The following is a 22,772-nucleotide window of genomic DNA, read 5'->3' as shown; positions in this document are numbered from 1 at the left end:
GGTGTTCGCCACAACATTTTCAGGGCCTGCAAGATCGAGCGCCGCCCGCGCGGCGCTTCGTGGCACAAGGCCGCTCCCACATCTGTTTCGGGCCAATTATTCCTGTGCCTTTGGCGCGCGCACCCTGGGTGCATGGCTGGAGATTGCTGAAGAGCAGCGGCACAGCCGATATCGAATGGAACAAACAAGGCGAACAGCGGTGACCATCACAGGGTGGACTGGCCCGAAACAGACAGTGGGAGCGGCCTTGTGCCGCGAAGCGCCGCGCGGGCGGCGCTCGATCTAACAGGCAACCAAAATCCCAAGGCAAGCACCTGTCAGCCCTTATCGCTTAACTGACTGGCATTAGGGCATGGGGCGTCCTTGACCAAGGGTAAAGCTGCCACTTTACCCCAGTTGCGCCACTTGTGGCCGGTCTACCCGGCGGCAATGGTTGACCACCCGCCAGCCACTGCGTAGCCTTGCCACTTCGAGGTTCTTCGGCCAGGCCGAAGCTAAGACGGGAACGCGGTACAAGCCGCGGCTGCCCCCGCAACTGTAAGCACCGACAACGGATCGACACAGCCACTGCGCCTGCGCGCGGGAAGGCGTCATCCCGCCAGCCTGCTGCACCAGCGGGCACATGGAACGGTGCGAGCCAGGAGACCTGCCTCGTCACGTTTTCGACTTTCAACCGGGCGGGGTGATCCGGTGGCGAACAAGCCCGGCCGGCCTGGCCTGCGGCTGTCGTCCTGCATGCCCGCGCCAATCTGCCAAGGGCAATGCGACATGAAAACACTGGCCAAGCTCCCCGTCACCATCGTCACCGGCTTCCTCGGCTCGGGCAAGACTACCTTGCTGCGCCACATGCTCGACAACGCCCAGGGCCGCCGCATTGCGGTGATCGTCAACGAGTTCGGTGAACTGGGTATCGACGGCGAAATCCTCAAGCAGTGCAGCATCGGTTGCACCGAGGAAGAAGCCAGCGGTCGGGTCTACGAGCTGGCCAACGGCTGCCTGTGCTGCACCGTGCAGGAAGAGTTCTTCCCGGTGATGCGCGAGCTGGTGGCACGCCGTGGCGACCTGGACCATATCCTCATCGAAACCAGCGGCCTGGCCCTGCCCAAACCGCTGGTACAAGCCTTCCAATGGCCGGAAATCCGCAATGCCTGCACCGTCGACGCGGTGATCACGGTGGTCGACAGCCCGGCCGTGGCAGCCGGCACCTTCGCCGCCTACCCGGACCAGGTCGATGCCCAGCGCAAGCTCGACCCTAACCTGGACCACGAATCGCCGCTGCATGAACTGTTCGCCGACCAGCTGGCCAGCGCCGACCTGGTGGTGCTGAACAAGGCCGACCTGATCGACGCCGAAGGCCTGGCCAAGGTTCGCGCCGAGGTGGCCGAAGAGCTGCCGCCGGCGGTCAAGGTGATCGAAGCCAGCAGCGGCAAGCTGCCGCTGGAAGTGCTGCTGGGCGTGGGCGCCGAGTCCGAGGCGCACATCGATGGCCGCCGTACCCACCACGATTCGCACCATGACGACGATGACCATGACGATCATGACCACGACGCCTTCGATTCGATCTCCATCGACCTGCCCGAAGCTGACGAAAGCCTGCTGCTCGACGCTCTGACCCAGCTGGTGGTGGAGTTCGGCATCCTGCGCGCAAAAGGCTTCGCTGCCATCCCGGGCAAGCCGATGCGCCTGCTGGTGCAAGGCGTGGGTACCCGTTTCGACAAGCACTTCGACCGCGCCTGGCGCGCCGACGAACCGCGCATCACCCGCCTGGTGCTGATTGGCCAGGACCTTGACGCCGCCCAGCTGGAAGCGCGCCTGCGCCAGGCCCTGGGCGCCTGACCCATGCATCTGCTGCGGACCCAGCCCGGTGGCTTCGTGCCGGATGACAGCATTGCCGACCTCGGCCAGACACCCGCCGAGCTGGTGATTCTCTGCAGCGGCGATTCGCACCTGGCATTGCTCGCCGATACCGCCGAGCAATTGCCCGGGGATTACCCCAGCCTGCGCCTGGCCAACCCGATGCAGGTGCAGAACCATGCCTCGGTCGACCTGTACGTCGACCAGGTGCTGCGCCATGCCAAGGTCATCCTGGTGTCGCTGCACGGTGGCGTCGGCTACTGGCGCTATGGCGTCGAGCAACTGGTCGAGCTGGCCGGCCGTGGCGTGCAACTGATCCTGGTGCCGGGCGACGACCGCCCGGACCCGGAACTGACCAGCCTGGGCAGCGTCAGCGGCGAGCAGGCCGAGCGCCTCTGGCACTACTTGCGCCAAGGCGGCAAGGCCAACGCCATCAACCTGTTCAACTGCCTGGCCAGCCAGTGGCTGGGCCGCGACTATGCCTGGGACGAGCCGCAGCCTTTGCCGCGCACCGCCGTGTATCACCCGACCAAGGGCAGCGCCACGCTGGAGGATTGGTACCCGCAGTGGCACCCCGAGCAGCCGGTGGCGCCACTGTTGTTCTACCGCTCGCACCTGCAGGCGGCCAATACCGCATTCATCGATGTGTTCTGCCAGCGCCTGCAGGCGGCCGGGCTCAACCCATTGCCGATCGCCGTGGCCAGCCTCAAGGAAAGCGCCTGCCTGGAGCAGGTCGAAGCCTGGCTGGACGAGGTGGGGGCCGAAGTGCTGGTCAACACCACCGGCTTTGCCCTGTCCAGCCCCGAGCGCCCCAACCTGCGCCCGTTCCGTCGTGACATTCCGGTACTGCAGGCCATCTGCGCACAAGACAACCAGCCCGGCTGGGAAGCCAGCGAGCAGGGCCTGGGTGCGCGTGACCTGGCCATGCACATTGCCTTGCCCGAACTGGACGGGCGCATCATTACCCGCCCGGTCAGTTTCAAGGACATGGCCTGGCGTAGCGAGCGCAGCCAGTCCGACGTGGTCTGCTACCGTGCCCACCCCGAGCGCATGGACTTTGTTGCCGAACTGGCGCGCCGCTGGGTCGAGCTGGCGCGCCTGCCGAATGCCCAGAAGCGCGTGGCCCTGGTGCTGGCCAACTACCCGACCCGGGATGGCCGCATTGGTAACGGCGTTGGCCTGGACACGCCAGCGGCCGCGCTGAACATCCTCAAGGCCCTGCAGGCCGAAGGCTACCCGCTGGCCGACTTGCCGGGCAGTGGCACACAACTGATCCACCAGTTGCTCGGCGGCGTGACCAATGACCTCGACCAGCTGGACCTGCGCCCCTGCGCGCAGAGCCTGAGCCTGGCTGACTACCAGGGTGCCTTCGAGCGCCTGCCTGAGGCCAACCGCCAGGCGGTGCTGGAGCGCTGGGGGCCGCCGCAACAGGACCCGATGTACCGCAGTGGCCGGCTGATGGTTGCCGGCCTGCGTTTTGGCTTGACTTTCGTCGGCATTCAGCCGGCACGGGGCTACCAGGTGGACCCCAGCGCGGTGTACCACGACCCTGACCTGGTGCCGCCGCATGGCTACCTGGCATTTTACTTCTGGCTGCGCCATGCCTTTGCCGCCGATGCGGTGATCCATGTCGGCAAGCACGGCAACCTCGAATGGCTACCCGGCAAGGGCGTCGGGTTGTCGGCGCAGTGCTGGCCAGACGCCTTGCTCGGCCCGCTGCCCAACATCTACCCGTTCATCGTCAACGACCCGGGCGAGGGGGCCCAGGCCAAGCGCCGTACCCAGGCGGTGATCATCGACCACCTGATGCCGCCGCTGACCCGTGCCGAAACCTACGGCCCGTTGCGCCACCTGGAGCAATTGGCCGACGAATTCTACGAAGCACAGCTGCTCGATCCGCGGCGGGCCCGCGAGTTGCAGCGCGACATTCTCGAACTGGTCAAGGCCAACCACATCGACCGTGAACTGCAGCTCGAAGGGCAGCTGGACGATGCCGCCGTGTGGCTGCCACGCCTGGATACCTACCTGTGTGACCTGAAGGAATCGCAGATTCGCGATGGCCTGCATGTGTTCGGTCAAGCGCCTGAGGGCCGGCTGCGCCTGGATACCTTGCTGGCGCTGTTGCGGGTCGAGCGTGGCGACGGTCGCGGCGGCAATGCCAGCCTGCTGCGGGCCCTGGCCAAGGCGCTGGTGCCGGGCTTTGACCCACTCGATTGCGAACTTGGCCTGCCGTGGCAGGGCGCGCGCCCTGAGCAGTTGCAGGCCATCAGCAGCGAGCCCTGGCGCACCTGTGGCGATACCCGCGAGCGCCTCGAACTGTTGGCGCTGCAGGTAATCGACCAGGCGCTGGGCGGAACCGAATGCTTACCTGCCCTGAGCGAATGGCAGCCGGTGCGCGACGTGGTTCAGGCCCTGCGCGAAGCGGTAGCCCCCAGCCTTGACGCCTGCGGCAGCGCCGAAATGAATGGCCTGCTGGCGGCGCTGGCCGGGCGTTTCGTACCCGCTGGCCCCAGTGGCGCGCCCAGCCGTGGGCGCCTGGACGTGCTGCCCACCGGGCGCAACTTCTATACCGTGGACGTGCGCAACCTGCCCACTACTACGGCCTGGCGCCTGGGCTTCGCCTCGGCCAACCTGATCCTCGAGCGCCACCTGCAGGACCACGGCGATCACCTGCGCCAGCTCGGCCTGTCGGTGTGGGGCACCGCAACCATGCGTACCGGCGGCGACGACATCGCCCAGGCCATGGCACTGATGGGCGTGCGACCGGTGTGGGCCACCGGCAGCCAGCGGGTCGACGATTTCGAAATCCTGCCATTGAGCCTGCTAGACCGCCCACGGGTGGACGTGACCCTGCGCGTTTCCGGCTTTTTCCGTGATGCCTTCGGCAACCTGATCCGCCTGTTCGATGCCGCAGTGCAGGCCGTGGCCGCACTGGACGAACCCGACGATCTCAACCCCTTGGCTGCCCGCGTGCGTAGCGAGCGGGCCGCGCTGCAGGCGCAGGGCGTGGACGCCGGGCAGGCCGCTCGTCAGGCCGGCTGGCGGGTGTTCGGTGCCAAGCCCGGGGCCTACGGCGCCGGGGTGCAGAACGCCATCGACGGGCGCCTGTGGCACAGTCGCGACGACCTGGCCGAGGTCTACCTCAACCATGGTGGCTATGCCTACGGCGCCAGTGACGAGGGTACCCCGGCGCGCGCCCAGTTCGCACAGCGCCTGGCCAAGGTGCAGGCGGTGCTGCAGAACCAGGACAACCACGAGCACGACCTGCTCGATTCCAACGACTACTACCAGTTTCAGGGTGGCATGCTGGCGGCGTCGGAAACCTTGTCCGGTTCGGCAGTGGCCAGCTACCACGGCGACCATAGCCAGGCCGACCGGCCACGCATCCGTACCCTCAAGGAAGAGCTTAACCGGGTCATTCGCGCCCGGGCGCTGAACCCGAAGTGGATCGACGGGGTCAAGCGCCATGGCTACAAAGGTGCCTTCGAGATGGCGGCGACAGTCGACAACCTGTTCGCCTTCGATGCCACCACGCATCTGATCGACGATCATCATTACCAGGCGCTGGCCGATGCCTATGTGCTCGACCCGGCGACCCGCGATTTCATGCGCGAGCACAATCCTGAGGCCCTGCGCGACCTTACCGAGCGTTTGCTGGAGGCCCAGCAGCGCGGCCTGTGGCAGGCACCGGGCGACTACCGCGAAGCCCTTGAGGAACAACTGCTCGACGGCGAGGAACAGGCTTGAAATGAGTGAACCCTTACAATTTCCGCTGGCTGCCGTGGTCGGTGCCGACGACCTGAAGCTGGCCCTGTGCCTGACCGCCATCGATCCGAAGATCGGCGGCGTGCTGATCGAGGGGCCGCGTGGCATGGCCAAGAGTACCCTGGCCCGAGGCCTGGCCGATCTGCTCGGCGAGGGCCCGTTCGTCACCTTGCCACTGGGCGCCAGCGAAGAACGGTTGGTCGGCACCCTCGACCTGGATGCCGCACTGGGGCAGGGCAAGGCGCAGTTTTCCCCGGGCGTGCTGGCCCAGGCCGATGGTGGCGTGCTGTACGTCGATGAGGTCAACCTGCTACCCGATACCCTGGTCGACCTGCTGCTCGATGTGGCCGCCAGCGGTACCAACCGCATCGAGCGAGATGGCATCTCGCACCGGCACAGTGCCCGTTTCGTGCTGATCGGCACCATGAACCCGGAAGAGGGCGAGTTGCGCCCCCAGTTGCTCGACCGCTTTGGCCTGAATGTGGCCCTGGAAGGCTTGCCCGAGCCCGAGGCTCGGCAACAGATCATTCGCCGCCGCCTGGCCTTCGACAGCGACCCGCAGGCGTTCTGTGCGCAATGGGCCGGGGCACAGGGGCAACTGCGCGAGCGCTGCCAGGCGGCGCGCCACGCACTGGCTGGCATTGCCCTGGACGACCAGGCGCTGGCCTGGATCACCGAGCGCTGCTACGCCGCCGGAGTGGATGGCCTGCGTGCCGACCTGGTGTGGTTGCGCGCTGCCCGTGCGCATTGCGCCTGGCGCGGTGGCGCCACTATCGAAGAACGGGATGTCGAAGCAGTGGCCGAGTTCGCCTTGCGTCATCGCCGCCGCATCACGCCTCAGGCCAATCCACCGTCGCAGCCCGAGCAACAGCCCGGTCAGCAAGGTGCCAGCAACCCTGGCGATCAGGGCGGGCAGGGCAACTGGGGGGCGCTACCGGCGCAGCCCGTGGCTGGCGGCGCCCGTCGCGAGGTGCCGAACTGGGCAAAAAAGCCCTGAGCATCCCCCAACCCAATGCCACAGGGGCGGATGCCAAGGCGGGCGCAGGCAAGCAGTACGGTGCCAGCCGTGGCCGCGCGCGCAATGCAGCGACTGGCCGCGTGGCCTGGCTGCCGACTTTGCTCAAGGGGCGCCCACGTCAGCGCCATGACCTGTGCTGGCAACAACGCCAGGGTCAACCCGCAGAGTTGTGGCTGGTGATCGTCGATGCCTCCGCCTCGACGCGACGGCATCAGGCACTGGCACAAACCAAAGGGTTGCTGGCGACACTGTTCGACCAGGCTTATCGGCAGCGCGCCCGTTTGGCCTTGCTCACCGCAAGCGGCCGCACACCGCAGTGGCAGCGCCACGGGCTGAAGGCATCGGCCGCCTTGCAGCCCTGGTTGCAGGCCCTGGGCGCAGGTGGCGGGACGCCATTGATCGCTGCGCTGGAACAGGCCCGGCACTGGTTATTGGCGCGTCAACGGGCCCACCCGCAGGAAGCGGTGCGCTGCCTGGTATTTACCGACGGTCGTCTGCAGCACTGGAACAGCGTGCAACCGATGCCTTGCGCCACATTGTTGGTTGATATGGAACTTGCGCCGGTGCGTCTGGGGCGCGCGCAGCGTCTGGCAGAGCAACTGCAGGCGGATTACCAGCACTTGCAGCAGTTCAAGGTGATGGATTGAAGAGTGTATGCGCGACACTATGTCGCAATAAGAAAAGTTGCCAGAACAGCAATGTTGAAGTTGAACAAGTGCGTGGCGGTGCACGCACTTGATTTGCCGGCCGATATTATTTCGGCATCGACCACGGTTGCAGGTCGTAACCTTTTTCGCACAGTTCGGCGCGCACTTCCTCGATCAGACTGGCCCACTGGGCCGGGTCGGAGTAGATACGCGAGGACACTTGCTTGCTGCCGATGCGGGTGCTGGTCCGGTCGATCACTGCCAGGCTCAGCTCACCAGTACCGTTGGGTGCATCCCAGGCTACGCACTGGAAAGGTTCGAAGGCGTGGTCGGCAATCAGCAGTGCTTCGTTGACACGGAGCGGGGCATTCATGGTTCGGTCTCTCTATGGTCCCAAACATCGAAGTGAGGTCCGCGTTGCTTCAAAGTCGCCTCGGTTATCGCGAAGTGCAGCGCGGGGTTATGTGTACTGATGCTCGTTGTCCGGGGGCAAGTCACATATTGGTTGTAAAAAATTTTGCCGGGGTCGAATCCGTTCTTGCCCTCGCCGCCATGTGATGTCGATAAAGTGCGAAAATTCCCGTCACGCATTGTAAAAAAATGATTCGGCAGACCGACGGTACTGGGAACCGTCAACTTCGTTGCTACTGTTAATCGGGCGCCTCAACTTACTGTTTTTTTTCGAAAAACCGAAAACTGACGCCAAGGATTGATCATGCAGCAGCCTGCCGCCCAACGCCGTTTGCTCATCGTCGACCCCTGCGATGACTGCCACCGTTTGTTGCCTGGCTTGCGCAGCGCAGGCTGGGATGTGGACAGTTGCATGCTCGGTGCCGCGCTGGATCATCCTTGCGATGTGGGCCTGCTGCGCTTGCAGGCGTCGCACCTGAGGCGCCCGGACGGGGTCAAGGACTTGATCAAGCGCAGCAACACCGAATGGATTGCCGTGCTCAGTGCCGAACAGCTGCGCATGCCGGCGGTCGGTGATTTTGTCTGCGAATGGTTCTTCGACTTCCACACCTTGCCGTTCGACGTTTCTCGCGTGCACGTCACCCTGGGCCGGGCCTTCGGCATGGCGCGCCTGCGAGGCCAAGGGGCGGCGAGGGTGGAGGAAGCGAGCCACGAGTTGCTTGGCGACAGCCGCCCGATCCGCGAGCTGCGCAAGCTGCTGGGCAAGCTGGCGCCCACCGAATCGCCGGTGCTGATCCGCGGCGAAAGCGGCACTGGCAAAGAACTGGTGGCGCGCACCCTGCACCGTCAGTCGCAGCGCAGCGAGCAGCCGTTCATTGCCATCAACTGCGGGGCGATCCCCGAGCACCTGATCCAGTCCGAGCTGTTCGGCCATGAAAAGGGCGCTTTCACCGGTGCTCACCAGCGCAAGGCCGGGCGCATCGAAGCGGCCCATGGTGGCACGTTGTTCCTCGATGAAATCGGCGACCTGCCGTTGGAGTTGCAGGCCAACCTGCTGCGCTTTCTGCAGGAAAAGCACATCGAACGCGTGGGTGGCAGCCAGCCGATCCCGGTGGATGTGCGGGTGTTGGCGGCTACCCACGTGGACCTGGAAAGGGCCATCGAACAAGGGCGCTTTCGCGAAGACCTGTATTACCGCCTGAACGTGTTGCAGGTAGTGACCGCGCCTTTGCGCGACCGGCATGGCGACCTATCCATGCTGGCCAGTCATTTTGCCCATTTCTATAGCCTGGAAACCGGGCGCCGACCGCGCTCGTTCAGCGACCATGCCTTGGCGGCCATGGGCCGGCATGACTGGCCGGGCAATGTCCGTGAGTTGGCCAACCGTGTACGGCGCGGGCTGGTGCTGGCCGAAGGCCGGCAGATCGAGGCGCAGGACCTGGGGTTGCAGACCCTCGACCAGGTGCAGCAACCGTTGGGCACGCTGGAGGAGTACAAGCACCGGGCCGAGCGCCAGGCGCTGTGCGATGTCCTTAGCCGGCACAGTGACAACCTGAGCGTGGCGGCCAAGGTGCTGGGTATTTCGCGGCCGACTTTCTATCGGTTGCTGCATAAGCATCAGATTCGCTGAGCAGTGGATGGCACCGGCTACGCCGGTGTTCGCGGGTAAACCTGCTCCCACAGGTACGCGCAGTTCCTGTGGGGGCGGGCATGCCCGCGAAGAAGCCCCTACAGGCTACCGATCAATGCGGCCCGCGGGGAATGGTCTTCAGCAGGTCTTCCGGGCTGATGTGCCCCACCACCTGGGCCACCGCGCTGCCCGGGGTCGGCAGGTCGATGATGTGGCTTTTCATCTTGCCGATCACATGCATTTCGCAGGGCTTGCAGTCGAACTTCAGGGTCAGCACTTCATCACCCTGAATCAGCTGCATCGGCGCGACCTTGGTGCGCACGCCGGTCACGCCCTTGGCCTGCTTGGGGCACAGGTTGAAGGAGAAGCGCAGGCAGTGCTTGGTGATCATCACCGGTACTTCGCCGTGCTCTTCATGGGCCTCGTAGGCCGCGTCGATCAGCTGCACACCATGGCGGTGGTAGAAGTCGCGGGCCTTCTGGTTGTACACGTTGGCCAGGAACGACAGGTGCGACTCCGGGTAGACCGGCGGCGGCGTGGTCTCGGCCTTGCGCCCGCCACGCGGGTGTGCCTGCACCCGTGCTTCAGTCAGCGCCTCGATGGCTTCGCGGCGCAGGGCCTTGAGCTGCGAGTTGGGGATGAAGTACGCCTGCGGGGCGTCCAGCTCGATGCTGTCGGCGTGGTACATGGTGGTACCCAGTTGGCCGAGCAGGTCGTGCAGTTGGTCCAGCGCCTGCTGCGGCTTGTTGGCCGGGCCGAACGGGCCGTTCAGTGCCACTTGCGCGCTCACGCCTTCCTCGCTGGTGACCGTCAGCGCCAGGCGTTGCTCGCGCAGTACCGCATGCCATTGCACACCGACGCGGCGCTCGGCCGAAGTGCGTTGCAGGGCCTGTTGCCAGTTGTGGTCGAGGTTGCGCGACAGCGGGTGGTTGGGCCGCAGCTTGTGCAGGCCTTCGGGCATTTCGTTGGGCTCGACGCGGTAGCGGTAGCGCTTCTCGCCATCTTCTTCGAACTCGCCACGCGGTTCGGCGATGTTGGCGCGAAAGCCCACCACTTCACGCTTGACCAGCACATTCAGGCCGTCGCCGTTGGTCAGCGGCACCTCGGTGACCACTTGCATGTCACGTTTGCCGACCTTTTCCACCACGCCCACCGGCAGGCCGGTGAAGGTTGGCGAGTCGAAGGCGCCAATGTCGACCTTGCGGTCGGTGACGAAGTAGTCGGTGCTGCCGCGGTGGAAAGTCTTGTCCGGGTCAGGCACGAAGAAGTGCTCGGTGCGGCCGCTGGAGGCGCGGGCCAGCTCCGGGCGGCCTTCGAGGATGGCGTCGAGTTCCTTGCGGTAGTGGGCAGTGATGTTCTTCACATAGGCCACGTCTTTGTAGCGGCCTTCGATCTTGAACGAGCGCACGCCGGCATCGACCAGGTCAGCCAGGTTGGCGGTCTGGTTGTTGTCCTTCATCGACAGCAGATGCTTCTCGAACGCTACCACGCGGCCCTGGTCATCCTTCAGGGTGTAAGGCAGGCGGCAGGCTTGCGAGCAGTCGCCACGGTTGGCGCTGCGGCCGGTCTGCGCATGGGAGATGTTGCACTGGCCGGAGAAGGCCACGCACAGCGCACCGTGGATGAAGAACTCGATGGCGGCGTCGGTTTCGGCGGCGATGGCGCGGATTTGCTGCAGGTTCAGCTCTCGGGCCAGCACCAGTTGGGAGAAGCCGGCCTGGTCGAGGAACTTGGCCCGCGCCAGTGTGCGGATGTCGGTCTGGGTACTGGCGTGCAGCTCGATCGGCGGGATGTCCAGCTCCATCACCCCCAGGTCCTGCACGATCAGCGCGTCGACACCGGCGTCGTACAGCTGGTGGATCAGCTTGCGCGCGGGCTCCAGCTCGTTGTCATGGAGGATGGTGTTGATGGTGGTGAACACGCGTGCATGGTAACGATGGGCGAACTCGACCAGTTCGGCGATATCGCTGACTTCGTTGCAGGCGTTATGGCGCGCGCCGAAGCTCGGGCCACCGATGTAGATGGCGTCGGCGCCGTGCAGGATCGCTTCACGGGCGATGGCCACGTCACGGGCAGGGCTGAGCAGTTCCAGGTGATTCTTTGGAAGGGACATGTCGTTATAGGTTCGGGCTGTCACGGTTTAGGCGGGCATTGTAGCGGCGAAACGGGCTGGCGGCATCATCGGGGTGCTTGTAGGAGCGGCCTTGTGTCGCGAAGGGCCGCAACGCGGCCCCGGCAATACCTGCTGCGGAGCTGAGAATCTGGGGGCGCTGCGCACCCCAATCGCGACACAAGGCCGCTCCTACAGGATTGCGTATTGCGCGAAAATCAGCGCTTGGCGGCCATTGCGGTCACTTCCACGCGCATGCCTTCGAACGCCAGTGCAGCCACACCCACGGCGGCGCGTACCGGCCAGGGCTTGCTGAAGAAGCGCTGGTACACCTCGTTGAACGCCGCACGGTCGGCCATGTCGATGAGGTAGATGGTCAGGTGCAGCACGCGGTCCATGCCGCTGCCGGCCTTCTCCAGCGCCACTTTCAGCGCCTGCAGGGTGCATTCGCTCTGCGCGACGATGTCGCCCAGTTCCAGGCTGCCATCAGCGTGGGTCGGAATCTGCGTGGTGACCAGCACGCCGTTGTATTCGGCGACGTCGGAGGAAATCGACTCGGCGTCCGGGTCCGGGGTGTAGATGATGTCTGCATGTGCCATGGTGTGTCTTGCCTTGCAACGGAAGGAAAGCGGCAAGCCTACGCGAGCGCGCCGGCCCGGTCGAGGGCGCCCCGGTGTTTGAAATGCGCGGCGTTCGCCGTCAGAATCGCGGCCGATTGCAAAGCAGGGGTTTACGTTGAACGAACAGACATTGTCCAGGCGCCTGGAGCGCGTGGCTGCACAAGTGCCGCAAGGCGCGCGCCTGGCCGACATCGGCTCGGACCATGGCTATCTGCCGGTGGCCTTGATGCTGCGCGGCGTGCTGGAAGGGGCGGTAGCGGGCGAGGTGGCGCAGACGCCGTTCGCCTCGGCCCAGCGCAACGTGCGCAGGAACGGGCTGGAGGGCCGGGTCAGCGTGCGACTGGCCGATGGCCTGGCAGCTGTCGAGCCGGAAGATCGCATTTCGGTGATCAGCATCTGCGGCATGGGTGGTGACACCATGTGCGAGATCCTCGAGGCCGGCAAGCAGCGCCTGGCTGGCGTCACACGCCTGGTGCTGCAGCCCAATGGCGCTGAGCGCGAACTGCGCCAGTGGCTGATGGGCAATGGTTACCGGATCGTCGGCGAAGAACTGCTGCGGGAAAACCGCTTCGACTACGAGATCATCGTCGCCGAGCCGGGCGGGGCGGCGTACACCGCTGAACAGCTGTACTTCGGCCCGGTGCTGTTGCAGGAGAAAAGCGAGGCGTTCACGGTCAAGTGGCGGCGCATGCTGCGGCAGAAGCAGCAGACCCTGGCCAATTTCGAGCGGGCCCGCGATGCCGTGCCTCAGGCGAAAATCGACGATTTCAAGCAGCAGGTCGGCTGGATCACCGGGGTACTGGCCTGACTCACTGCTGCGAGCAGTTGCCCATCTCCCGGTAATCGATTTCGCGTTTCTGGCCCTGGTGGTCGACATACACCATGTGCGCGGTGCCAACCTGGCAGTCGGCGGCATTGCTGGGCGGGGTGATGGAGATGACTTTGGCCACGTCCAGCGGCATGCCGTATTCGTAGTTGCTGCTGCTGACCGGCTGGCTGGTGCCGGCGTCGGCAAAGGCACCGAACGAGGCGAGGGTAGCAGCAACGGCAAGGACAGCGATCGAACGGTTCATGGCAGGCTCCTTTTTTCAATGTATGGCTAATGATCCATTCATTGGCTATCCACAATAAATGGGCTAACCCGTGATAGATTCCTGCCTGTAACGCAAGAATAAGACCGAACAAGGAGCACACCTTCATGGACATGCTGCATGCCATGCGTACCTTCGCCCGTGTGGTGGAATGTGGCAGCTTCGCTGCGGCCGCAAATGCCTTGGACATTTCTGCGGCGCAGGTTTCGCGCATCGTTGCCGAGCTGGAAAACCAGCTGCAAACCCGCCTGCTGCACCGCACCACGCGGCGTTTGCGCATGAGCGAGGCGGGCGAGCGGTTTCTCGAGCGCTCGCGGCAGATCATGTTGCTGACCGAAGAGGCGGTGGGCGAAGCCCGTGGTGCGCACCTCACGCCCCGCGGCCACCTGCGCTTGCATTGCCCGCACGGCTTGGGCCTGTTGCTGATGCCGCTGGTGGCCGGCTACAACGCATTGTGCCCGGAGGTGGTGATCGAGCTGACCCTGTCCCAGCGCAACCCCGACCCGCTGGCCGAAGGGCATGACGTGGTGATTACCGTGGACGGGGCGTTGCCGGATTCGCAGTTGATCGCCGTGCCGCTGGGCAACATTTTCAGCATCCCCTGCGCGGCGCCGAGCTACCTGGAGGCCCACGGCGTGCCAGAGCGCCCGGAAGACCTGCACCAGCATCGTTGCCTGCGCATGGCTTATCCGATGTACGAAGGTGACTGGGTGTTCCCGCAAGGAGTGGACCAGTGTGTGATCGCGCCGAGCGACAGTTTTTCCACCAACGTCGCCGACGCCATGCTGGTGGCCAGCGAGCTGGGCATGGGCATTGGCCTGCTGCCGTTCTATACCGCCAGCCAGGCGATCGGGCAGGGGCGGTTGTGCCGGTTGCTGGCGCCGTATCGCCTGCGCGAGAGTGCGCTGTATGCGATCTACCCGTCACGGCATTACCTGGATGCCAAGGTGCGCACCTGGATCGATTACCTCAAGGAGCAGCTGCCGGCACTGTTCGAGGGGCATGCCAGGGTGGTGGATGATTCGCGGTATTGGCGATAGCCGAGTGTGGGGCGGTTAACGCTGGCCCTTGCAGGAGCGGCCTTGTGTCGCGAAAGGGCCGCATGGCGGCCCTCTTCGCAGCGCAAGGCTGCGCCTACAGCGGGTAGTGCTTCAATTCCCGCGCGATCAGCATCCGCTGGATCTCGCTCGACCCTTCATAGATCTGCGTGATTCGCGCATCGCGGTAATAGCGCTCCACCGGGTAATCCTCCAGGTAGCCATACCCGCCATGCACCTGGATCGCCATCGAACATACCCGCTCGGCCATTTCCGAAGCGAACAGCTTGGCCTGCGAGGCCTCTGAAAGGCAGGGCTTGCCGGCGCTGCGCAGGCGTGCGGCATGCAGGATCAGCAAGCGCGCGGCATTCACCTGCACCTGCATGTCGGCCAGCAGATTGGCGATGCTCTGGTGCTCGTTGATCGGCTTGCCGAACTGCACCCGATCGCGCGAGTAGGCCAACGCAGCCTCGAACGCAGCGCGGGCAATGCCTAACGCCTGGGCCGCAATGCCGATACGGCCGCCCTCGAGGTTGGACAGGGCGATGGCCAGGCCCTTGCCACGCTCACCGAGGATGTTGGCGGCGGGGATGCGGCAGTTGTCGAAGGTGACCGCGCAGGTGTCGGAGGCGCGGATGCCCATCTTGTGTTCGCTGCGATCGACCTTGAAGCCTGGGTTGTCGGTGGGCACCAGGAACGCCGACAGGCCTTTCTTGCCCAGCTCCGGATCGGTCACCGCGAAGACGATTGCCAACCCGGCGCGGCGGGCGTTGCTGACGAACTGCTTGGCGCCGTTGATCACCCACTGGCCATCCACCAGTTCGGCGCGGGTGCGCAGGTTGTGCGCCTCGGAACCGGCCTGTGGCTCGGTCAGGCAGAAGCAGCCGATCACCTCTCCAGTGGCCAGGCGTGGTAGCCACTGCTGTTGCTGTTCGGGCGTACCGTAGGCCAGCAGCGGGCCGCAGCCCACCGAGTTGTGGATGCTCATCATCGCGCCGGTGGCGCCGCAACCGGCGGCGATTTCTTCCACCGCCAGGGCGTAGGCAACGTAGTCGGTGTAGCTGCCGCCGAAGTCTTCCGGCACCACCATGCCCAGCAGGCCCAGTTCGCCCATCTTGCGCACTACGCCATCGTCGATCCAGCCGGCCTTTTCCCAGGCCTGGGCATGCGGGGCGATCTCGCCACGGGCAAAGTCCCGGGCCATGTCGCGGATCATGATCTGTTCTTCGCTCAGTTCCAGGTCTTGCATCTGTGTACTCCCGGGCTCACAGGCCTTCGAAGAATTGGTCGACCCGCTGGCGTTGCAGTGCAGCCAGGGTCGGCGGGTTCCAGCGTGGCTGCTTGTCCTTGTCGATGATCAGCGCGCGCACGCCTTCGATGATGTCGCCGTGCTGGAACCACTGGCGGTCCAGGTGCAGCTCCATGGCAAAGCAGTCGTCAAGGCTCAGGTGGCGACCCCGGCGCAGCATCTCCAGAGTAACCGCCATGGCGAGCGGCGAGCGGCTTTCCAGCTGGTCGGCGGTGGCTACGGCCCAGGCGTGGCTGTCGCCAATGCTCACCGCACGCAGTTGCTCGACGATGGCGGGCACGTCGGGCAGGGCGAAGAAGTGGTCGATGACCGGGCGCAGTTTTTCCAGCGGCGCGTCGTCGAGCACCTGGGTACCGAGCGTGGCCAGCAGGTTTTGCAGGTCCTTGAGTGGGTGGTCGCCAAAACGCAGCTGGTCCAGGCCCTTGTCGAGGGCTGCCAGCTGGTCGCTGGCCAGGTACCAGTCGGCCAGGCCACAGTACAGCGCATCGGCAGCCTGGATCTGGGTGCCGCTGACGCCCAGATAGATGCCCAGCTCGCCGGGGATGCGCGACAGGAAGTAACTACCGCCAACATCCGGGAAGTAGCCGATCCCCACTTCGGGCATGCCCAGGCGGCTGCGCTCGGTGACCACGCGCAGGTCGCAGCCCTGCGCCAGGCCCATGCCTCCACCAAGGGTGAAGCCGTCCATCAGCACCAACACTGGCTTGTGGTAGCGGTGGATGGCCAGGTCGAGGGCGTATTCCTCGACGAAGAAGGTTTCATGCAGCGTTTCGCCGGCCTTGAAGCTGTCGTGCAGCGAGCGGATATCGCCACCGGCGCAGAAGCCCTTGGGGCCTTCACCACGTAGTACCACGGCGTGCACTTGCGGGTCTTCGGCCCACAGGTCGAGGTGCTGGCGCAGGCTGCGGACCATGTCCAGGGTCAGGGCATTGAGACCGGCGGGGCGGTTCAGGGTCAGGTGGCCGATCTGGTTGCGGACCTCGGCCAGCACGTGGTCGGTTGCCGAGGTATGAGCGTGCGCAGTCATTGCGTTCTCCCTGCTTTGTTATTGATTTTCCAAGTGAAGTCTGGAGTTCGCTGGAGGATCGCAGGATCCTGTCATGCGAATTTGCCTTGCACAATCGACAAATATGCAGGGGGATTCTGCATTTTTGCTTGGTGGCGATATTGCCCACTCTAGCAAGGTTTCGTGGTGGGTCTGGCCGACATGGCTTGAAATCGACGTGGTCGAAAATGTAGGAGCAGCGCCATCTGGCACCGGCAATCCTCACTCCCCGATTCGGGGGAAATCGTTGGGGGATCCTCCCCAATCTGTTCCGTTTGCTAGTGTAACCTCATGAAATTCAAATAGATTATCTTCTGGCATATACCTTGCTCCAGCTCCACGCAGAGATCCTGTGTCCCGGAGGTGCGGCATGCCTACGCCACTGAAAGGCCCCATTCTGTCATCACTCGCTCTGGCCTTGCTCGGCTGGGCAGCGGCCAGCGAAGCGGCCGTGCAGTGCCAGCGCACCTTGGTCGCCAACGTGGTGGCGCTGGACCAGCCGCTGATGTTCAACCGCCTTGGCGCACAAAACGCCAACGGCATGATGTTCGCCCTGCGCGAGGATGTGGTGGACGACAAGCTGGTCCCCCTCAGCATCGGTGGGGCGGCGGTACCGGGCAAGGTCACCCTGCGCCCGGACAAGCGCCCCCGGCCCATCGTGCTGCGGGTGGCCGCCGGTGACTGCCTGACGGTCAACCTGACCAACCTGCTTGACTACCAGGCCAACCCCAACAAGCACGGCATTGAGGCTGCAGAGCCCGAGGGCGAAGAGGAGGGGCTGGAACTGGAAAATGAAGCCGCTGAAGGCTTCGTCGCCGACGAACAGGTGGCCGAGCGCATGGTCGGCTTCCAGGTCAACGGTATGCAGGCGGTCAACAGCATCGCCGATATTTCTGCCTACACCGGGCGTAACGGCAACTTCTTCGTCAGCCCTGGCAGCACCCGCAGCTACACGCTGTACGCAGAGCGCGAAGGCGCCTTCGCCGCTACCAGCAAAGCCGCCACCTTCGGCGGCGAGGGCACGGCAGGCAACGTTGCCAACGGCCTGTTCGGCCAGGTAGTGGTGGTGCCCAAGGGCGGGCGCACCTACCGCAATACCCTTACCGAAGAAGAAATGCGCCTGGCCACCACCGGCCGTACCGCCACCGGCCAGCCGGTGATCGACTACGAGGCCCGCTACCCGCAAACGCAGCCCTGGATCGCCGAAGGCAAGGCCGGCAAACCGATCATTGCCATGGTCAATGGCAACGAAATCATCAACAGCGAAACCGACGCCATCGTCATGGGGCCCAACCCGGATGGCAGTTTCCCCAAGTCTACCTACCCGCTGGAAAGCCTGGGCAAGCGCAACCCGGCGCTGCCCAACCGCCTGGAGGCGTTTCGTGATTTCGCCTCGCAGTTCGCCGACGAGGTCGCCGGTACCCAGGCGTTCCCTGGCTACTGGGCCGACCCGGTGATGGGCCATGTACTGGAACCCACCCGTGATTCGTTCATGATCAACTACGGCTCTGGTGGTATGGGCGCCGAAGTGGTGGCCAACCGCCTGGGTGTGGGGCCGATGCACGACTGCCTGTCGTGCGCCTATGAGGAGTTCTTCCTCAGTGCGCACACGGTCGGTGACGTCGGTACCCTGGTGGACGTGCCGGCCAACGTCGGCCTGGAGCACATCCGTCCTGGTGAAGTGCCACCGGCCAGCGCCGTCGGGGTCAAGGCCAGCATGGCCCTGTTTCCGGCGGAACCGGCCAACGTGCACCACAGCTACATCGGTGACTTCACCAAGTTCCGCAACACCCACAACGGCCATGAACAGCACATCTTCCATCTGCATGGCCACCAGTGGCTGTTCAACCCCAATGACGACAATTCCGACTACATCGATGCCCAGGGCATCGGCGCGGGGGTCGGCTACACCTACGAAATCGCTAACGGCGGTTCGGGCAACCGCAACCGGGTGGCGGGCGATGCCATTTACCATTGCCACTTCTACCCGCACTTCGCCCAGGGCATGTGGGCCATGTGGCGGGTGCACGACGTGTTCGAGGAAGGCACCCGCCTGGAGGTGAGCGGGCAGGGCGAGAATGGCTTCCACAGCACCCCTTTCGCCCTGCGCAGCGGCAAGCCGGCGGTTGGCGCGCGGGCCCTGCCCGATGGCGAGATCGTTGCCGGCACGCCGATCCCGGCCATCGTGCCACTGCCCGGCAAGGCCATGGCGCCGATGCCAGGCAAGGTGGTAGTTGTACCGAAGCTGTCCGAAGCGCTGGTTGCCGCCAATGATGATGACGACGAGCCCGAAGAAGAGGATGACGAGCCAGCCAACCAGGCGCCGGTTCGCAAGGCCATCGGCTCGCTGGCGCTGGTCGACCGCAGCGACGCCAACCGCAACGCCGACGGCACCTTGAAGAATCCTGGCTATCCGTTCTGGATCGGCGGCATGGAAAGCAGCGTGGGCAACCGCCCACCAACCCCGCCACTGGACATGCTCGACCCGGCAATGGCTCGCCAGCTCAAGGAAAGCGGCAAGGCACTGTGGGCCAATCTCGACCCGAACCAGGTCGATGGCTGGGACGGTGGCCTGGGGCGCCACGCGCTGGACGGCGTATCCGCCGGCGGTGAAGCCGAAACCACCACCACCAGACTCGATTTCACCAAGGTGGTACACAAGGCCAAGCCGATCTACCTGCCGGAAGAGGGCACCGATGTCGAGCAGGCGGCCATGCAGTTCCACGCCCTGGCCGAACACCCAAGCTTTGCCCTGATCCCCGGCAGTGAGCCGGTGGCCAAGGCGTTCCGCACCAATGGCGCCTTGCCGACTGCCGGTGCGCCGTTCTACGAACCGTGCATGGATGACCGGGGCAAACGCCTGACCCAGTCCTCCGGGGTAGGCGAGTACTTCAGCGGCGAGAGCCTGTCGGGCCTGAACTTCCGTGGTTCCTCGGCTTTCACCGCCGACCGCCCGCGCATCTACAAGGGCGCCAACATCCAGTTCGACGCGGTGTACAACAAGGTCGGCTACCACTTCCCGCAAGCCCGTATCATCGCCCTGTGGGAAGACGCCTGGCCGGTGATCACCAAGCAGCGCCCGCCAGAGCCGCTGGTGATGCGCATGAACACCTTCGACTGCACCATGTACCAGCACACCAACCTGATCCCGAACATCTATGAGATGGACGACTATCAGGTGCGCACCCCGACCGACGTGATCGGCCAGCACATTCACCTGCCCAAGTGGGACCTGACCGCCGCCGACGGCTCGGCCAACGGCTGGAACTACGAAGACGGCGTCCTCTCGCCCGGCAGCGTGGTCGAGCGGGTGCAGGCCATTCGTGCCTACAATGGCTGCACCCAGGGCGACAGCCGCGATGGCACCGCAGCCTGCCCGCAGGCCCGGCAGCACCCTTATTTCGGCCGCTTCGGCCGGGCCGACTGGCTGGGCGCACGCACGGCCATGCAGCGCTGGTTCGCCGATCCGCTGGTGAACGTGTACAACGTCGATCGCGGCCTGGGCACCATCTTCACCCACGACCACCTTGGCCCGTCGACCCATCAGCAGCTTGGGCTGTACGCCACCGTGCTGGCCGAACCGGCCAACTCCACCTGGTACCACGCCGAAACCGGCGAGAAGCTGTACAACCCGGCCACGCGCCAGGACGGTGGCCCGACTTCGTGGCAGGCGGTGATCCAGACCGGTGACCACGATGGCGACGGCAAGAACGACAGCTACCGCGAGTTCTTCCTGGAGTACAGCGACTTCCAGCACGCCTACGAGGCCGGTGTTTACGTCGGCGCCGGGCCGAACGGCATCCCCGATGCCCAGTCGTACCCGGCCACCGCCGACAGCTTCCGCTATGCCATCAACCCGCCAGTGCGCGGCAAGGCGTCGAACCTGCTGGAGGCCATCGTCGAGGAACGCGGCAGCATCAAGCCGGGCTGCCCAAGCCGGCCCTGCCCGCAGGCGATTTCAGTGGATGACCCAGGCATGTTTGTCGTCAACTACCGCAACGAGCCCTTGGCCCTGCGTGTGTTCGACCCGAACAAGGTAGGCCCGGACGGCAAGCGTGGCATGCAGGCCGACGGCCTGGCCGGCGACCTCAGCTACGCCCTGCAATCCCGTACCGACCGCGCCATCCCGGCGCTGAACCTGGCGCCATCGGCGATCACTTCGGCGGTCGGCCCCACCGGCGGTACCACGCTGTTCCCGCCGCACATCAACAAGGCCGGCAGCGAACCGGGCGACCCGTTTACCCCGATGCTGCGCACATACTCCGGTGATAACGTGCGCCTGCGCATGCACGCCGGCGGCCATGAAGAGGAGCACAACGTCACCTTGCATGGCGTTAAGTGGCTGCAGAACGGTACCGGCTACGGCAACAGCTCCAACTCGGGCTGGAAGTCATCGCAGATGATTGGCATTTCCGAACAACTGGGCTTCATGGCACCTGTGTCGATGATCTCCAGCTCGGCTGCCGCCAACGGTGACTACCTGTATTCGCTGGATGCGGCCCTGGAAGGCTACTGGAACGGCATCTGGGGCATCATGCGCAACTACACCGCGCAGCGTGCCGACCTGTTCCCGCTGCCCAACAACCCGCAGCCGGTGGCCATGCGCAACACCGTGAACTTCGATGGCATCTGCCCGAAAACCACGGCCAACCCCAATGGCATCGGCAGCCGCCCCACGGTCAAGCGCAGTTACGAGATCGTCGCGGCACTGGCCAACGACATCCTCGAGAACCGCAACGGGGTCAGCATCAACGATCCGGCCGGTGTCGGCCAGCATGTCGGCGGCCCGCTCAAGGCCAGCGGCGGCACCCTGGTGTTCAACAGCCGCAAGACCGCCATCCCGCTGGCCAGTGGGGTAGACCCCGAAGATGGGGAACCCTTCACCATCGGTGGCCACAGTGCGCCGCTGCACGACCCGACCGCAATCCTGTACGTGCGCAAGGCCGACCTGGACGTGACCACCGGCAAGCTCAAGGCGGGTGTGCCCGTGGAGCCGCTGGTGCTGCGTGCCAATGCCGGCGACTGCATCAGCATCACCCTGGAAAACCGCCTGCCACTGGTAATGCCGGACCTGCCCAGTACTGCGGTGATGCACAACGTGGTCAAGCGTGACCGCTTCGACAGCGAGGGCGCCACCGCCTTCGCCAACAACCTGATGCGGCCGTCCAGCCACGTGGGCCTGCATGCGCAATTGCTGGCCTACGACATCACCAAGTCCGACGGCGCCAACGTCGGCCTGAACCCGGTGCAGACCGTAGCCCCGCGCGCCGGCACCAGCGGCGCCTGGCCGACCCGCACCTACCAGTACTATGCGGGCCACCTGGAGCGCGAAGGCAAGCCGGTGTCGCAACTGGGCCGCACGGTGGACAACATCAACACCACGGCCATCGAGTTCGGCGGCCTCAACCTGACTCCGTCGGACTTCATCAAGCAGCCGCAGAAAGGCCTGGTGGGCGCCATGAGCGTCCTGCCGCAGACCGCCACCTGGACCGAGGACACCGCTAGCCGTGCCCAGGCCACGGTCAAGGTCGCCGGCCAGCCGGACTACCGCGATTTCGTCACGGTCTGGCAGCGTGCACTGAACATGCGCTGGGCTGACGGCCGCCCGGTAGAGGGCATCAACGCCGAAGGCAACGGCGCCGCTGGTGACCCGCAGGACAACGGCAACATGGCGGTCAACTACAAGACCGAGCCCCTGTGGCTGCGCTTCGGCATGGCCCCCGACTCGCCATTCGGCCGCGCCGCTGGCCTGGGCTTTGGCGATGTGCCCAACGCCCACATGGCCTATGCCAACGCCCTGGTCGGTGGCGACCCGCAAACCCCGGTGCTGTACGCCAAGCCTGGGCAGCCCGTGCGCAACCACATCGTGATGCCCAGTGGTGGGAGCCGCGGCATGGTCTACCAGCTGGACGGCCACGTGTGGCCACTGCACAACTACCAGGCCGAGAAGAATGACGTTGATGGCTACCCGCTGAGCCTGCCCGGCATCGGCTCGGTGCGCTTCGGCTACAACCCGATGGCCATGTACATCGGTGCCCAGGAAAGCGTGCTGCCGGCGGCGCACTTCAGCTTCATGCTGCCGAGTGCCGGGGGCGCCAACGCGGTGACGGGTGACTACCTGTTCCGCGACTACGCCGCCTACGGCAACCTCTCGGGGCTGTGGGGGATCTTGCGGGTGACCAATGAAGCGCCGCCAACAACGGCCCCGGCGCAGTGAAGGAAGGGGAACGCGAGC

The 22,772-nt window shown here is 65.0% G+C and carries 14 protein-coding genes and 1 riboswitch; of the genes, 8 read left to right on the top strand and 6 right to left on the bottom strand.

Annotated elements, in window-relative coordinates:
* The first annotated feature begins 455 nt into the window (after positions 1-455).
* Positions 456-669, top strand: a riboswitch (cobalamin riboswitch).
* Between the two features lie 99 nt (positions 670-768).
* The 4 genes from cobW (at position 769) to CAY82_RS14075 (ending at position 7,284) form a co-directional block, all read left to right on the top strand.
* Positions 769-1,836 (top strand): cobalamin biosynthesis protein CobW, encoded by a 1,068-nt coding sequence (gene cobW / locus CAY82_RS14090; protein ID WP_087501752.1) that lies wholly within the window; start codon positions 769-771, stop codon positions 1,834-1,836.
* A 3-nt stretch (positions 1,837-1,839) separates the two neighbouring features.
* Complete coding sequence (gene cobN, locus CAY82_RS14085) at positions 1,840-5,601, top strand: cobaltochelatase subunit CobN (RefSeq protein WP_087501751.1); 3,762 nt, start codon at positions 1,840-1,842, stop codon at positions 5,599-5,601.
* A 1-nt stretch (position 5,602) separates the two neighbouring features.
* On the top strand, positions 5,603-6,616 hold the full coding sequence (locus CAY82_RS14080) for an ATP-binding protein (RefSeq protein WP_087501750.1): 1,014 nt from the start codon (positions 5,603-5,605) through the stop codon (positions 6,614-6,616).
* 101 nt (positions 6,617-6,717) lie between these two features.
* Positions 6,718-7,284, top strand: a complete 567-nt coding sequence (locus CAY82_RS14075) for a VWA domain-containing protein (protein ID WP_087501749.1) — start codon at positions 6,718-6,720, stop codon at positions 7,282-7,284.
* A gap of 106 nt (positions 7,285-7,390) precedes the next feature.
* Here CAY82_RS14075 and CAY82_RS14070 read toward each other — a convergent pair whose 3' ends face one another.
* Positions 7,391-7,657, bottom strand: coding sequence for a hypothetical protein (locus CAY82_RS14070; RefSeq protein ID WP_013972506.1), 267 nt, complete (start codon positions 7,655-7,657; stop codon positions 7,391-7,393).
* A 342-nt stretch (positions 7,658-7,999) separates the two neighbouring features.
* Here CAY82_RS14070 and CAY82_RS14065 point away from each other — a divergent pair, with 342 nt between their 5' ends.
* Positions 8,000-9,325, top strand: a complete 1,326-nt coding sequence (locus CAY82_RS14065; RefSeq protein ID WP_087501748.1) for a sigma-54 dependent transcriptional regulator — start codon at positions 8,000-8,002, stop codon at positions 9,323-9,325.
* Between the two features lie 112 nt (positions 9,326-9,437).
* On the opposite strand, the gene CAY82_RS14060 is transcribed toward CAY82_RS14065, so the two are convergent.
* Positions 9,438-11,438 (bottom strand): U32 family peptidase, encoded by a 2,001-nt coding sequence (locus CAY82_RS14060; RefSeq protein WP_087501747.1) that lies wholly within the window; start codon positions 11,436-11,438, stop codon positions 9,438-9,440.
* Positions 11,439-11,653: 215 nt separating this feature from the next.
* On the bottom strand, positions 11,654-12,034 hold the full coding sequence (locus CAY82_RS14055) for a RidA family protein (RefSeq protein WP_087501746.1): 381 nt from the start codon (positions 12,032-12,034) through the stop codon (positions 11,654-11,656).
* Positions 12,035-12,170: 136 nt separating this feature from the next.
* On the opposite strand from CAY82_RS14055, the gene CAY82_RS14050 reads away from it, so the two are divergent.
* Entirely contained in the window at positions 12,171-12,863 is a 693-nt protein-coding gene (locus CAY82_RS14050; RefSeq protein WP_087501745.1) for a tRNA (adenine(22)-N(1))-methyltransferase TrmK, read from the top strand.
* Between the two features lies 1 nt (position 12,864).
* On the opposite strand, the gene CAY82_RS14045 is transcribed toward CAY82_RS14050, so the two are convergent.
* Complete coding sequence (locus CAY82_RS14045; RefSeq protein ID WP_087501744.1) at positions 12,865-13,128, bottom strand: DUF2790 domain-containing protein; 264 nt, start codon at positions 13,126-13,128, stop codon at positions 12,865-12,867.
* Positions 13,129-13,253: 125 nt separating this feature from the next.
* Between CAY82_RS14045 and CAY82_RS14040 the strand changes: the two genes are divergently transcribed.
* Positions 13,254-14,186, top strand: a complete 933-nt coding sequence (locus CAY82_RS14040; RefSeq protein ID WP_087501743.1) for a LysR family transcriptional regulator — start codon at positions 13,254-13,256, stop codon at positions 14,184-14,186.
* 94 nt (positions 14,187-14,280) lie between these two features.
* On the opposite strand, the gene CAY82_RS14035 is transcribed toward CAY82_RS14040, so the two are convergent.
* Positions 14,281-15,432, bottom strand: a complete 1,152-nt coding sequence (locus tag CAY82_RS14035) for an acyl-CoA dehydrogenase family protein (RefSeq protein WP_087501742.1) — start codon at positions 15,430-15,432, stop codon at positions 14,281-14,283.
* Positions 15,433-15,448: 16 nt separating this feature from the next.
* Positions 15,449-16,519: an enoyl-CoA hydratase/isomerase family protein gene (locus tag CAY82_RS14030; RefSeq protein WP_087501741.1), complete on the bottom strand. Its 1,071-nt coding sequence runs from the start codon at positions 16,517-16,519 to the stop codon at positions 15,449-15,451.
* A 388-nt stretch (positions 16,520-16,907) separates the two neighbouring features.
* On the opposite strand from CAY82_RS14030, the gene mnxG reads away from it, so the two are divergent.
* Positions 16,908-22,754: a manganese-oxidizing multicopper oxidase MnxG gene (gene mnxG, locus CAY82_RS14025; protein WP_087501740.1), complete on the top strand. Its 5,847-nt coding sequence runs from the start codon at positions 16,908-16,910 to the stop codon at positions 22,752-22,754.
* Positions 22,755-22,772 lie beyond the last annotated feature (18 nt).

Origin of the sequence: Pseudomonas sp. SID14000 (genome assembly GCF_002165135.1) — a bacterium.
Lineage (GTDB): Bacteria > Pseudomonadota > Gammaproteobacteria > Pseudomonadales > Pseudomonadaceae > Aquipseudomonas.
Note: the sequence above shows the minus strand (reverse complement) of the source record. Positions and strands in the feature narration are given on the sequence as shown.

What these genes read in the sequence shown, in the direction of transcription:
- cobW (WP_087501752.1), top strand. Translation starts at nt 769, where the DNA reads ATGAAAACACTGGCCAAGCTCCCCGTCACCATCGTCACCGGCTTCCTC.
- cobN (WP_087501751.1), top strand. Translation starts at nt 1,840, where the DNA reads ATGCATCTGCTGCGGACCCAGCCCGGTGGCTTCGTGCCGGATGACAGC.
- CAY82_RS14080 (WP_087501750.1), top strand. Translation starts at nt 5,603, where the DNA reads ATGAGTGAACCCTTACAATTTCCGCTGGCTGCCGTGGTCGGTGCCGAC.
- CAY82_RS14070 (WP_013972506.1), bottom strand. Translation starts at nt 7,657, where the DNA reads ATGAATGCCCCGCTCCGTGTCAACGAAGCACTGCTGATTGCCGACCAC.
- CAY82_RS14065 (WP_087501748.1), top strand. Translation starts at nt 8,000, where the DNA reads ATGCAGCAGCCTGCCGCCCAACGCCGTTTGCTCATCGTCGACCCCTGC.
- CAY82_RS14060 (WP_087501747.1), bottom strand. Translation starts at nt 11,438, where the DNA reads ATGTCCCTTCCAAAGAATCACCTGGAACTGCTCAGCCCTGCCCGTGAC.
- CAY82_RS14055 (WP_087501746.1), bottom strand. Translation starts at nt 12,034, where the DNA reads ATGGCACATGCAGACATCATCTACACCCCGGACCCGGACGCCGAGTCG.
- CAY82_RS14045 (WP_087501744.1), bottom strand. Translation starts at nt 13,128, where the DNA reads ATGAACCGTTCGATCGCTGTCCTTGCCGTTGCTGCTACCCTCGCCTCG.
- CAY82_RS14040 (WP_087501743.1), top strand. Translation starts at nt 13,254, where the DNA reads ATGGACATGCTGCATGCCATGCGTACCTTCGCCCGTGTGGTGGAATGT.
- CAY82_RS14035 (WP_087501742.1), bottom strand. Translation starts at nt 15,432, where the DNA reads ATGCAAGACCTGGAACTGAGCGAAGAACAGATCATGATCCGCGACATG.
- CAY82_RS14030 (WP_087501741.1), bottom strand. Translation starts at nt 16,519, where the DNA reads ATGACTGCGCACGCTCATACCTCGGCAACCGACCACGTGCTGGCCGAG.
- mnxG (WP_087501740.1), top strand. Translation starts at nt 16,908, where the DNA reads ATGCCTACGCCACTGAAAGGCCCCATTCTGTCATCACTCGCTCTGGCC.